The 12382-nt window shown below is 44.3% G+C and carries 9 protein-coding genes; 7 read left to right on the top strand and 2 right to left on the bottom strand.

Annotation, left to right across the window (positions count from 1 at the left end):
- The first annotated feature begins 9 nt into the window (after nucleotides 1-9).
- Entirely contained in the window at nucleotides 10-2049 is a 2040-nt protein-coding gene (locus tag ACSYSH_RS03145; protein WP_252773605.1) for a peptidoglycan D,D-transpeptidase FtsI family protein, read from the top strand.
- Between the two features lie 80 nt (nucleotides 2050-2129).
- Here the strand turns inward: ACSYSH_RS03145 and ACSYSH_RS03140 are convergent, their stop codons facing one another.
- Nucleotides 2130-2534 (bottom strand): Fur family transcriptional regulator, encoded by a 405-nt coding sequence (locus tag ACSYSH_RS03140; RefSeq protein WP_252773606.1) that lies wholly within the window; start codon nucleotides 2532-2534, stop codon nucleotides 2130-2132.
- Nucleotides 2535-2790: 256 nt separating this feature from the next.
- Here ACSYSH_RS03140 and ACSYSH_RS03135 point away from each other — a divergent pair, with 256 nt between their 5' ends.
- The 5 genes from ACSYSH_RS03135 to ACSYSH_RS03115 all read left to right on the top strand — a co-directional run bounded on the left by ACSYSH_RS03135 (nucleotide 2791) and on the right by ACSYSH_RS03115 (nucleotide 7217).
- The gene (locus ACSYSH_RS03135; protein ID WP_491702397.1) at nucleotides 2791-3465 is read left to right on the top strand and encodes a VIT1/CCC1 transporter family protein; all 675 of its coding nucleotides are present in this window, start codon (nucleotides 2791-2793) and stop codon (nucleotides 3463-3465) included.
- A 14-nt stretch (nucleotides 3466-3479) separates the two neighbouring features.
- Nucleotides 3480-4196 (top strand): VIT1/CCC1 transporter family protein, encoded by a 717-nt coding sequence (locus tag ACSYSH_RS03130; protein ID WP_252773608.1) that lies wholly within the window; start codon nucleotides 3480-3482, stop codon nucleotides 4194-4196.
- 122 nt (nucleotides 4197-4318) lie between these two features.
- Nucleotides 4319-5686: an FAD-dependent oxidoreductase gene (locus ACSYSH_RS03125; protein ID WP_420842361.1), complete on the top strand. Its 1368-nt coding sequence runs from the start codon at nucleotides 4319-4321 to the stop codon at nucleotides 5684-5686.
- Between the two features lie 81 nt (nucleotides 5687-5767).
- The gene (locus ACSYSH_RS03120; protein ID WP_491702398.1) at nucleotides 5768-6631 is read left to right on the top strand and encodes a YihY/virulence factor BrkB family protein; all 864 of its coding nucleotides are present in this window, start codon (nucleotides 5768-5770) and stop codon (nucleotides 6629-6631) included.
- A complete protein-coding gene (locus ACSYSH_RS03115) occupies nucleotides 6624-7217 on the top strand; it encodes a DUF1054 family protein (RefSeq protein WP_252773611.1) in 594 nt (197 codons plus the stop codon). The genes ACSYSH_RS03120 and ACSYSH_RS03115 overlap by 8 nt, the downstream gene beginning before the upstream one ends.
- An 88-nt stretch (nucleotides 7218-7305) precedes the next feature.
- Here the strand turns inward: ACSYSH_RS03115 and ACSYSH_RS03110 are convergent, their stop codons facing one another.
- Nucleotides 7306-9378 carry a cation:proton antiporter gene (locus tag ACSYSH_RS03110; RefSeq protein ID WP_489815922.1) on the bottom strand — a complete coding sequence of 691 codons (2073 nt, stop codon included), beginning with the start codon at nucleotides 9376-9378 and terminating at the stop codon, nucleotides 7306-7308.
- A 190-nt stretch (nucleotides 9379-9568) separates the two neighbouring features.
- Here ACSYSH_RS03110 and ACSYSH_RS03105 point away from each other — a divergent pair, with 190 nt between their 5' ends.
- Complete coding sequence (locus ACSYSH_RS03105; RefSeq protein ID WP_491702399.1) at nucleotides 9569-12121, top strand: M1 family metallopeptidase; 2553 nt, start codon at nucleotides 9569-9571, stop codon at nucleotides 12119-12121.
- Nucleotides 12122-12382 lie beyond the last annotated feature (261 nt).

Genomic DNA, 12382 nt, shown 5'->3' with positions numbered 1-12382 from the left:
AGAATTCAAATGAAGCGCAATCCTTACCTTGAAGACCGTGATAAAAATGATGCTCGAGCAAACTTGCCGTCCCGGCTAAAGTTACTTTTAGGCGTCGTCATTGCTTTAACATTGGCATTGATTATTCAATTGGCCTTTTTGACAATCAAACAGGGGCCAGCCTTTGAAACAGAGGTGAGCAAGTCTGATGAAACAGTTGAATTAGGCAGTGCTCAGCGTGGCCTGATATATGATAGTACCGGAAAGGTCATTACCGGCAATAAACCCGAGGCAGCTATTACCTATACGAGAGGTAAATTAACGACTTCGACCCAGATTGCTAAGATTGCCAAGACGCTATCAAAGTATATTTCAATCGATACTAGTCGTTTAAGTGACCGGGCGAAGGCTGATTACTACCTCGCGACAAACCCAACACAAGCGACAAAGATTCAAACGAAGTTACAAAAGCAATATGGGAAGACTGCTGATAGTTGGTCGTCTACTCAATTAAGTACTTACCAAGCTCAGTACGTGATGAATCATAATCTGGACAAGGATATTGATGCCAATCAGGCAATGATTTTCCAAAAGATGTCAGGAGCCTATGCGCTATCGACAACTTATATCCAAGAATCAGGTGTTTCTGATAAGGCTCAGGCTGAAATTGGCGAACGGTTGTCCGATATGCCTGGTATCAAGATTGGTGAGTCTTTCTCTCGTGATTATCCTGAAGGTAATGATTTCGAACCAATGGTTGGTACGGTAACCAATGAATCGACTGGTTTGCCGGAAGACAGGTTGCACATACTATTGGCACAGGGTTATTCACAAAATGAACCAGTTGGTAGCTTTGCTCTTGAGAAGCAGTATGAATCGTTATTGAAGGGCTCACCGTCGCAAACGGTCATTTCGACGATGAATGGTGTCAAGAGTTCTGATATTAAGTACGAGGGGCAGGCTGGTGACTCTTTGAAGTTGACGATTAACTCTGCCTTTCAAAAGAAAGTACAACAAATTTTGGAAGATAATTTACCTGGTGGTGATGTGCAGGGGGCTTATGCGACTGTTATTAATCCCTATACTGGCGCAATTTATGCCATGGGTGGGGTTAGTCGTGATAGTAAAACTGGAACGAAGACGGCTAATCCGTTAGGAAACATTAATGCTGCCATCGTCATGGGGTCTGTTGTGAAGCCAGCCATTCTAGCCACTGGTTTCCAAAAGGGTGTGGTCACACCAACAAACAATACGATGTATGATCAGGCGATTAAGATTCAAGGAACGCCAAACATTACTTCGTACTGGAACCAGGGCGGTAGTCCGGTTGCCGTTGATGCACCAACGGCCTTGGAGCGGTCTTCGAACACCTATTTCGTTCAATTAGGAATGAAAATTGGTGGCCAGACTTATTCTCCCGGTGAACAGTTGAAGCTTCGTTCGGATGCTTTCCAAACGTTGCGCAATGGTTTGGCACAGTTTGGCTTAGGGACAAAGACTGGGATTGATATTGATGGCGAAACAGCCGGTTATCGTGGACCGACAAGTGGTGCTAATATTGGAAAATATTTGTACGAATCATTCGGGCAGTACGATTCCTACACGACAATGCAATTGGCCCGTTACGTTTCGGTCATCGCCAATGGTGGCTACTTAGTTCAGCCACACTTGGTTGGCTCGGTCTTGCAAAGTGATGTTTCGGGTAAGAACCAAAAGACCGTTTGGACGGCGCAGCCACAACTTCAAGGTCAAGTTTCTTTGACGACTGACCAGTGGAACGTCATTAAGAATGGAATGTACCGAGTGGCCAACGGTTCGGATCCGCATAACACGGGCTCTAGTTTGCATGGCTTGTCGCCAGAGGTCTATGCTAAGACCGGAACTGCTGAAACAACGACCAATGGTCATTCAACTTATACTGAATCAATGGTGGCTTATGTTCCTGGTCAACCATTTGCTATGTCTTTGGCTATTCCAGGATTGAATTCCTATCTGGATGGAACGAATGGTCGTATCTCAAAGGAAATTATTAATGCCTTCTGGGATACTGTCATGAATAAGCCAAGTTAAAATGACTTAAAAGACAAGCGGCATCAAAAAAACCAGTACTGAAATTTTTCAGTACTGGTTTTTTGTGTTGCAATTGTTAATTAGTCGTTTACATTTGGTTTGACGCCATACAAGTCAATTCGATACTCAGTAATTTTTAAACCGGTTGCAGCTTGGGCAGCCTTGATCAAGGGCGCAGGGTCAAAGTTAGCTGCATCGATAATCTCGTTAGTCTGCGTATTAATGACGTGATAATGGGGATGAGAAGCGGCATCATAGTGACGCTTACCATCTGAAATTCCCTCAATCACGACGACTAATTTAGCATTAACAAATTTCTCTAAAGTATTATAAACAGTTGCTAGAGAAATATCTGGTAAATCATTATGAATCATTTCCGCCGTAGGGTGGGTATCGTGACTCATCATGTACTCTAGTAAGGTCAACCGTTGATTAGTTGCCTTAAGTTTGTGTTCTTGTAAAACGGATTTCAGCTGATCAAGCATATTTTCCCCTCCTAATGTATCGAATACATTACGATTATAACATGTGCTTAGAACAATTCAAAGACTTCTTGTCAAATATTTTAAAATTTGTAGTTATTTGCCAGAATTATTCTTAACTAATTATATAAATAAGAATAAAGTGGACATTAATGACTTAGAAAAGATACTTATTTGAACTGATAGATATGCTTGACAAACGAAAACGGAGCTGATAAACTATATTAGAACCATTCTTAATTAAGGAGGATTATTGAGAATGAAAAAGAAATCATTAATGGCCCAAAACAACTTGGTTCGTGCGGGCGTCATGGGAGGCAATGATGGGATTTTATCGGTTGCCGGGATCATTATTGGTGTTGCCGGTGCGGGCCAGAGCTTAACGGCCGTAATGCTATCTGGTTTTGCCGGAACGCTAGCCGGTATGGTCTCGATGGCGATGGGGGAGTATGTCTCGGTTGAATCGTCCAGGGATGCTCAGGATCGGGCTCGAAAAGAAGAATCGAAGATTTTAGACCAAGATTACGACAAAGAATTTAATTTTGTCAAAGACAAGTATCAAGCTGATGGCATTTCAGCTCAGATGGCTTTGCAGGCGACAAAAGAAATGATGGCAAAGGATCCTTTAGAAACAATGGTGCGTGAACGCTTTGGCTTTTCGTTAAATTCCAAGGTTTCTGCGGGTGGTGCTGCTATCGTCTCTTTTTTCGCCTTCCCAACCGGAGCAGCCTTTCCAATGACATTGATGGGCTTAGCAAAACCAGAGTGGCGGATTGCAGCGACCTTTTTAGCAGTCTTAGTGGCATTATTAATTACGGGTTATTTAGCTGCCGTGATTAATGGTGCTAACCGCTTGCGAGGCGCCCTAAGGAACCTTGTCGCGGGAATATTAACGATGGCTGTGACGTTAGCAATCGGTTCACTCTTTCGCTAATGGAGGAGAAAAAGATGAAAAATGTTTGCAGTAGAGTTACTGATCGTTTTGAGAAAAAAAAGAACGGTCAAACCATGGAAGAGCGGCTAAATGCGATTCGAGCCGGAATCCTCGGTTCAAACGACGGCATCTTAACCGTTGTTGGGGTTGTTTTCTCAGTTGCGGCAGCGACAACCAACCGGCTGGTCATCGTCATTGCCGCCTTGTCGGACTTACTGGCCTGTGCCTTATCAATGGGATCGGGTGAGTTTGCAGCCGTTTCCTCGCAGTCTGATAGTGAGCGGGTTGCCGTTGATCGTGAACGTGTGGCGCTAAAAGAAGACTTTGATGAACAGTTGACAATAGTTCAAGCCTATTATGAAGACCGGGGTGTGACAACCGTAACAGCCAAGGCCATTGCGATTGAATTGTTAGCACAAAAACCATTAGAAACGATTTTATCCGTTAAATATGATATGACCCTTGGTCATTACGTTTCACCAATTGAGGCCTCTTTTGCTTCAACATTCTCGGCAGCTCTTGGTGGTGCCTTACCATTGCTGGCGTTACTCTTATCACCAATGAAGTATCAATATATTGCAGCAATTTTGGCAACGGTAATGGCGGTTTCTTTGACCGGTCTTATTTCGGCTCTCTTATCGAAGGGAATGGTGAAACGAGCGATTATCAGAAATATTTGGATTGGGCTTTTAACGATTGTGATTCACTTTAGCATTGGTCAGCTATTTTAAAACAAGGGGTCCTAAAAATGGTCTAACTGAAATTTTTTAAAAAAGTCTTGGCTTCACGCTGAAAAAATTTTATAATGTATGTGAAGTTTTGTTATAGCAAATTGATGTTATTTTAACGGAGGATGAAAATGAAAGTTGTTGTTGTTGGTGCCTCTCATGGTGGTCATGAAGCCGCACATGAAGCTTTAACTAGGTACCCAGATGCACAAGTTACTGTTTATGAAGCAGGCGACTTTGTGTCCTTTATGTCTTGTGGAATGGAATTATTCTTAGAAGACAAGGTGACAAACCGTGATGATGTTCGCAACTTTAAGCCGGCTGATTTGGAAAAGTTTGGTGGCAAAGTTTTGACGCAACATGAAGTGACTGGGATTGATACGGATGCTAAGAAGGTAACCGTTAAGAACTGGGCGACCGGTGAAGTTTTGGAAGACTCATATGATAAGTTGATTTTGTCTTCTGGTGTAATGCCAGCGACAATCCCAGTACCTGGTGCTGATTTGGATAATGTTTATCTGATGCGTGGTCGTGATTGGGCAACTAAGATTTACGATAAGTTGCACGATGATGCTGTTTCTTCCGTTGTTGTCGTTGGAACTGGTTACATTGGAATCGAAGCTGCTGAAGTCTTTGCGAAGGCAGGCAAGCAGGTCACAGTCATTGACTTGATTGACCGCCCATTGGGGAATTACCTTGATGCTGAATTAGCTGAAAAGGTCCGGGTTGAATTGGAAAAGAATGGAGTGAACTTGCACCTCGGTCATACGGTTGCTGCTTTTGAGGGTGATGGTACGTTGGCCAAGGTCAAGGACGATGCCGGTCAAGTGTTTGATGCTGATTTGGCAATTGTTGCGGCTGGGGTGAAGCCAAATACGAAGTACTTGCAAGGAACAATCGACTTAGACCAACGTGGTTGGATTAAGACGGATCCATACTTGCGAACATCTGCCGAGGATGTCTACGCGATTGGTGATGCAATCTTGCCACTCTTTGCTCCAGCTGGCCAGCCAGCACCGATTGCTTTGGCTTCAACTGCTCGTCGCGAAGCACGCTATGTAATCGAAACGATGACGATGGATAAGCCTGCTCGTTCATTTGCTGGTGTTAATGGTTCATCCGCTTTGCCAGTCTTTGATTACAACCTGGCAACAACCGGTGTGAACGCCAATAATGCCGCTAAGATGAACTTAGAAATTGCTTCCTCATTGTATGAAGCGACCATCCGACCTGAATTCGTCAAGGAAGGGAACCCAGAAATTAGTGTTAAGCTGATTTTCAACCCTAAGACGCATGCGATTTTGGGTGGCCAGGTCTTGTCAAAGGCCGAAGTTACCGCCCATGCGAACACGATTGCCTTAGCAATTAAGGGCAAGATGACCTTGGAAGACTTGGCCGAAGCCGACTTCTTCTTCCAGCCTGGTTATGACCGTCAATGGTCTGTCTTAAACTTGGCAGCCCAGACTGCTTTGGGTCAAATTCCATCTGTTTAACTTTAAAATTAGCTTTTTTCAACTTAAAAAGACCTCAAACTGTGAGGTCTTTTTGCTTGTAATTATGGCATAATAGGATTTATGAAAAAACGTTTAAAAAAAATCTGGGCTTATCTGGACCACCGTTTTCGGGCTGATGCTCTAGTGACTTATTTTACCCGTGCACAGTTAACGTTAGTTGGGCCAACTTTTGCCTACTATGTGGTTTTGACACTGATTCCACTGTTGATCATGTTCGTGTTGACAATTGCGGCATTGAATTTGAAAACAGAGCATGTAGTGGTTGTTTTGGCACAGATGTTGCCTTCTTCGATTGCTAACTTTTTAACACCAATTGTGAATTCGGTTGCCCATACTAATACAAAATCTTATCTTTCTTTTTCACTAATTTTTATTGCTTGGTCGCTATCACAAGTTTTGGCCGTTTTGCGCAGTACCTTCAACAAAATTGCTGATAAGGAAGAAGTGGGGTTACCAATTCTTTCAAGACTTTGGGCCTTTCTATGGTTAATCGTCATGTTGGTAACCGTTGCCGCCATCATTTTGATTGGGAATATTACGGCATTGCTGATTAACCATTGGACCGGGATTGTGATTGCCTCACCAACTCGCTGGCTGGTCATTATTGGCTTGTGGATTTTTTTGATTTGGGTAAACTACCGCTTACCGGTAAAGGCTGCCCGTCCGTCCTTTTTAGCAGTGATAGTGGGGACATTGATTGATCTATCGTTATTAATGCTCTTAAACCGCGTTTTTGTTTGGTTTGCTGATATCCAGTTCCATCGATCCGGTGTTTACCAGTCCTTGGCGTCGATTGCTGTTTTCTTGATTTGGTTGGACCTTTTGGCAACGATTTTGGTCGTGGGCTTTATTCTAATGACATGGTTAACGGAATTCCCGTTCTTTAGTAAGGACGATCAGGAAAAGGAGAAAGAAAATGTTTAACCAACAGGATTTTCTTGTTTTTGCCGATCCAACTTTGGATGGACGGATGGATAAAATTCGCGCAATTATTGATCCGAAGTTCGAGGACTTTGCCGATTTGGCATTACCAATTTTAAAAGAAGATGGTCAGGAGTGGTATGCACACGTCGCCAAGCATAAAATGCGTAAGACCAATGCACCAGATAATACTTGGGTGGCCTTTGCCCCGAATAAGCGGGGCTATAAGATGATGCCCCATTTCGAGTTGGGTTTGTGGGCGGATAACTTGTATCTTTACCTGGCCGTTGAGGAAAATATGAAGCCCAAGGATTTGGCTAACATTTTGCCAAAGCTGCGGACGGTGGTGGACCAAGTGACTCAGCTACCAAGAGAGTATTGCCTATCATTAAACCATATGGTAAATGAAAATCAGGAATTGGCCAGCTATTCGAATGCGGTGGATCGCTATGAAAAGGTTAAGGCGGCTGAGATTTTGGTTGGCTTGAAGGTACCGGCTGATTCGCCATTAATGGGCCAGGAGAAGCTAACAGAAACCTTGATTCATGCCCTAAAGACGCTGCTACCAATTTACGAAAAATTGCGCTAAGGGCCAAGTAGGGCAATTAGAAGAATAAAAAAACCAGGCGTTTTGCTTTATTGCAAAGTGCCTGGTTTTTTATGTGCGATGCTTAGTCTTAATTAGCAGTGAAGTCCATTAATTGGAGAGTCTGGGCTTGGTTAATTTCGTGATAAAGTTGGTCACCAAGGGCTGGTGAAATTGCTTTTTTCTCCAATTCGCTAGTGACAAAACGGTATTCATGTCCGAATGCGTGAATGTAAGCTTCGGCAGGCACCGTGACATTAACGTGTTGATAATCATGCGCAACCAAATCAAAGAAGCGATCTAAGAGGGTCCTGACCTGGTCGATATTGCCGGTTTCTTGGCCAGCAATCATTTGTTCTGCCAAGTGCTTGGCGAGCAGCTGGTCAGCATAACTTTGGGTATCAGCGTTTAAGGCCCAAACAGCGTGACGGTTATCACGGAAATTAGCCATCATTCGTTGCTGTTTGGGACGTGCTTTAAGGTGCTCTTGCTGATAACGAGCACGTTGTTTACGGGTAAAGGTACGAGTCTTTATGTGGAACCGGAGTTCCCCTTGCAACCGTCGGAGTTTACGGACCAAGTGCATCAATGGATGCCGCTTGGTAGCTGGGTTAATCAGGCCACGTTGAATAATCTTAGAATAGATGGCAATCGTGTTCTCAGCAAAGTTCTGTTGAACGTGATCGGAATCCAAATAGTCGTTCAATTCATCGAAGACAGCGTTCATGAGTGGCAGGACGGCCGTCGTAAAATCAGCTTGAGCCAATCGACGACCATTGGTAAACTTTTGCGTTTGCAAGGTTTGACTGAGCGCTTTTTTAATGGCGTGTTTTGCTGAGGACTGTTCGACAGCAATAATGGCCGTGTCAATCATTTGCTTGCGGACGCGATCGAGATCCTCCGGGCTAAACTCTGCCGTTTCTGGTTTCAGCAAAAGGGGCAGAGACACGCTGGCAACAGCAAGGGAAAGCAAAATCACGAGGGTGGCCACAATTTGAATTTCATCTAAGAAAGGCAGGGGGCGACCATTGATTTTGGTTGGTAATGACATTGCCAAGGCCAAGGTAACGGCCCCGTGGACGCCAGAAAGGCCAAAGAGACGGGCGCGAATTCGACGGTTTTTTGTATGTTTTTTACCAAAGAACTCGGTTAGGTTTTGATCACTTTGGAGTGTCACCCAAAGAAAGCGACCTAAAAACATCGCCAGGTAGATGGCTGCAGCCAGGGCAAGCAAAATCAGTGAGCCGATCCAGCCAAAGTGGGTCATCGTTTTGAAAATGGCTGGTAGTGCTAGACCTAAAATTACAAAGACGATCCCGTTCAAAACGGTTGTTGTGGTCTGCCAAATGGTAGCGGTCACGATTTGACTTTCGGTGGCGATGAGCTGCAGTTTTGAATGTTCCCAGTTATGCACTAAGCCGGCCGCAACGACGGCTAAAATACCGGAAGTGCCAAGGTGCTCAGCGACAATATAAATAACAAAGGGAGTTAAGAGGTTTAAGGGAATGGTTGTTGCCTGAGCAGAAGTTGCGTGGAAGTTTAAATACATCCGTAACCCAACTACTAATAAAGAAAGGATAGCGCCAACTAACAGGCCTCCTAAGGATACAAAAAGAAAATAGCCGATACCTGTCATCGGTGACAAAGACCCCTTAGTAAAGAATGAAAGGGCTAGGTCCAGTAAAACAATTCCGGTTGCATCATTAAAAAGCGACTCTAGTTCAAGTGACTTATTTAATCCCTTAGGCATGGTTAGGCCCTTGGTCATTGACTTAACGGCCACGGCATCCGTTGGGACAACGATCGCTGCCAAAGCAATCGTTAAGGCCAATGGCCACTTAGTGGGGAAGTTGGCGTTGACTAAGGCAACTAAGACCATCGTAAAAAGCGCCAATACGACTGACAGTTGGATAATGGTCTTGGCGTGTTTGCGGATGGTATTGTAAGGGTGGCTTTGTCCCTCTTGAAACATGATGGGAGCAATAATCAAGAATAAAAAGAACTCGGAATTGATTTGAAAGCCGTGAAAGGTTGGTAGGATGGAAAAAAGGGCACCGATTACAATTAAAATCAGTGCTTCTGGAATACGCTTGACAAAGGGTTGAACAATGTTAGCCGCAACAACGGCACCCACGAGCAAGGCGATAATCAATAAAATCGACATGGGCTTCTCTTTCTCATAAATGGATTGACCATTGAAAGGTCTTCTTCTTAATAATTATAGGGCTTTCCAGATTATGAGGCAAGCGTTCGCCTTTCCGCATTTGCTTACTATCTTTTATCTCATTTTTTAGTTATAATGGCATTGTTGTTAATTATATATTAATAAATTTTTAATAAAAGGTAGGTGCCTCATGGCTGCAATTCCACGTCTTTATGAAACATTCCAACCCAATCATTATGATTTGTTTTTGGATATCTCACGCGAAAATAAGTTGATTGTTGGAAAAACGACAATTACGGGTCACGTGACGACGACTGATTTAGCATTACATCAACACGACTTAGTGGTGGAAACATTAAAAGTCAACGGTCAAGCGGTTGACTTTACAATGGACAATGACCAAGATCAAGTGACTTTTAAGGCTGATCAACCTGGTGAAATTGAAGTTGAGGTTACTTACCATGCTCCCTTAACGGACAATATGAATGGAATTTATCCATCTTATTACAATGTTGATGGCCAAGCCAAGCAATTGGTTTCCACACAATTTGAAACTTACTTTGCCCGCCAGGCTTTTCCAAGCATCGATGAACCAGAAGCCAAGGCAACGTTCTCTTTGGCCATTAAGTTTGATGAAAAGCCAGAGGAATCAGTTATCTCAAACATGCCAGAGCAAAAGGTCGAAGAGGGCGTGCATTATTTTGACAAGACAGTCAAGATGTCTACCTACCTCCTAGGCTTTGCCTTGGGTGACTTGCAAAGCAAAAAGACCAAGACGAACTCTGGTGTTGAAATTGGGGTTTTTGCTACCAAGGCTCACCCTGCTGATAACTTGGACTTTGCACTTGACATTGCAAAGCGGTCAATCGAATTCTTCGAAGACTTCTATCAGACACCGTATCCATTGCCACATTCTTGGCAAGTGGCCTTGCCTGATTTTTCGGCTGGCGCCATGGAAAACTGGGGTGTTGTGACTTATCGTGAAGCTTGCTTGCTCGTTGATCCAAAGAATTCTTCGACGGCAACCAAGCAATATGTGGCGACCATCGTGGCTCATGAATTGGCTCACCAATGGTTTGGTGACTTGGTGACCATGAAGTGGTGGGATGAGTTGTGGCTGAATGAGTCCTTTGCCAATATGATGGAATACGTAGCGACAGACTTCTTGGAACCTGACTGGCATATCTGGGAATCCTTCAACGCTGTTGAAGTTCAAAAGGCGCTTCACCGTGATGCCATTTTGGGTGTTCAGCCCGTTCACGTCGAGGTACATCATCCAGAAGAAATCGATGCACTCTTTGACCCCGCCATTGTCTATGCCAAGGGTGGGCACTTGTTGGTCATGGTCCGTGCCTTGATTGGAGACGACGCCTTGCGCAATGGTTTGAAGCAATACTTTGCCAAGAAGAAGTACGGCAATGCGACTGGTGATGACCTCTGGGCCGCCTTGGGTGAAGCATCTGGCAAGAACATTGGTGCGATCATGCATTCTTGGTTGGAACAACCAGGTTATCCAGTTGTTTCTGTCAAGGTGGAAGATGGTCGCGTTAAGGTTAGCCAAAAGCCATTCTCAATTGGTGGTGACAAATCAGCTGTGCCAAATGCCGATAGCCGGATTTGGCAGGTACCGTTGGCTGCCTCTGCCGTCTCGGCACCAGATTTGTTGACGACTGAAACCATGGATTTAGGTGATTACGAAACACTGCAACGTGAAAGTGATGGCGCCTTTACATTGAACGTTGGCAATACTGGTCATTATATTGTGCAATACGATGACACACTTTTGGCCGAACAGGTGGCAAATTTGGAAACGGCCAACGCCATTTCGCAAGCCCAATTCTTGCAAAACAACTTGTTGTTGGCCCAAGCTGGTCAAGGCTCCTTTGCTGATTTGCTTTGGGTCTTGCCAAAGTTGGCAGACTCAACGTCTGAATTGGTTCAGTCACTGATTTATCAAGTAATTGCTCAGGTCAAAGCCTTTGCGACAGATGGTTCTGATTTGGAAAAGAACTTGCAGACCTTTGTCAATGACCTTTCAAAGCAACAATTGATTCGTCTTGGCTTTGACAAACGTGCTGGTGAAAGTGTTGACGATGAAATGGTACGAGCTGAAGTCCTGTCAGCAGCCCTCTTTGCCAAAAATGCTGATTTGGTGGCTCATGCTCACCAAGTCTTTGAAGAGACTGGTGGGGATGTTACGAAGTTGCCTGCCAATGGTCGGGCAGTGATTTTGAAAAACGAAATCCAAAATTTCAACACGCAAGAAAAGTTCAACCAATTCTTGACGGACTACCAAAAGACGGCGGAAGCGGCCTTGAAGTCTGATTTGGAAGCCGCTTTGGTAACGAGCCAGGATGAAAGTCAGTTGGAAACCTTGGTTGCCAACTACCAGAATGCTGATGTGATCAAGCCACAAGACCTCCGTGGCTGGTTCCAAGGTATCTTGGGCAATGACAAGGGTCAAGCTTTGGCCTGGGACTGGGCAAAGAATAACTGGGACTGGTTGGAAGATCGCCTCGGTGGTGACATGTCCTTCTCATCTTACGTAACGGTGATTTCGCGGATTTTCAAGACAGCGGAAAACTTGGCCGAATTCAAGGACTTTTTCACGCCTAAGTTGGGTCAGCCAGGTTTGGCTCGTGAAATCGTGATTGACCAAGCGGTGATTGAAAACCGGGTGAAGACGATTGCCGACCAGACAGCTGACGTTGACCGCGCTTTGGCCTTGTTGGCACAAAAGTAAGCCTTTAAGCACAAGCAAATTTGCATAAAATAAAAAGTGTTGCCCTTTGATATGAACCCCGAAATTTAGAAAAAATTTCGGGGTTTTACTAGGTCCAAGTAATCAAAAAGACAAAATTACAAGTGGTTATCTTTAGCAAGGGTCGGATGATGGTGCCAAACAGATTACTCAAGAAGACAAAATGGATTAAGTGCAAAGAAAAAGGACTGTCACCAATCGAATAGCGGGTGTCAGTCCTCAGGTCACTCAATGATCTGCTTT

The organism is Fructobacillus sp. ESL1117 (assembly GCF_058508565.1).
Note: the sequence above shows the minus strand (reverse complement) of the source record. Positions and strands in the feature narration are given on the sequence as shown.

What these genes read in the sequence shown, in the direction of transcription:
- ACSYSH_RS03145 (WP_252773605.1), top strand. Translation starts at nt 10, where the DNA reads ATGAAGCGCAATCCTTACCTTGAAGACCGTGATAAAAATGATGCTCGA.
- ACSYSH_RS03140 (WP_252773606.1), bottom strand. Translation starts at nt 2,534, where the DNA reads ATGCTTGATCAGCTGAAATCCGTTTTACAAGAACACAAACTTAAGGCA.
- ACSYSH_RS03135 (WP_491702397.1), top strand. Translation starts at nt 2,791, where the DNA reads ATGAAAAAGAAATCATTAATGGCCCAAAACAACTTGGTTCGTGCGGGC.
- ACSYSH_RS03130 (WP_252773608.1), top strand. Translation starts at nt 3,480, where the DNA reads ATGAAAAATGTTTGCAGTAGAGTTACTGATCGTTTTGAGAAAAAAAAG.
- ACSYSH_RS03125 (WP_420842361.1), top strand. Translation starts at nt 4,319, where the DNA reads ATGAAAATGAAAGTTGTTGTTGTTGGTGCCTCTCATGGTGGTCATGAA.
- ACSYSH_RS03120 (WP_491702398.1), top strand. Translation starts at nt 5,768, where the DNA reads ATGAAAAAACGTTTAAAAAAAATCTGGGCTTATCTGGACCACCGTTTT.
- ACSYSH_RS03115 (WP_252773611.1), top strand. Translation starts at nt 6,624, where the DNA reads ATGTTTAACCAACAGGATTTTCTTGTTTTTGCCGATCCAACTTTGGAT.
- ACSYSH_RS03110 (WP_489815922.1), bottom strand. Translation starts at nt 9,378, where the DNA reads ATGTCGATTTTATTGATTATCGCCTTGCTCGTGGGTGCCGTTGTTGCG.
- ACSYSH_RS03105 (WP_491702399.1), top strand. Translation starts at nt 9,569, where the DNA reads ATGGCTGCAATTCCACGTCTTTATGAAACATTCCAACCCAATCATTAT.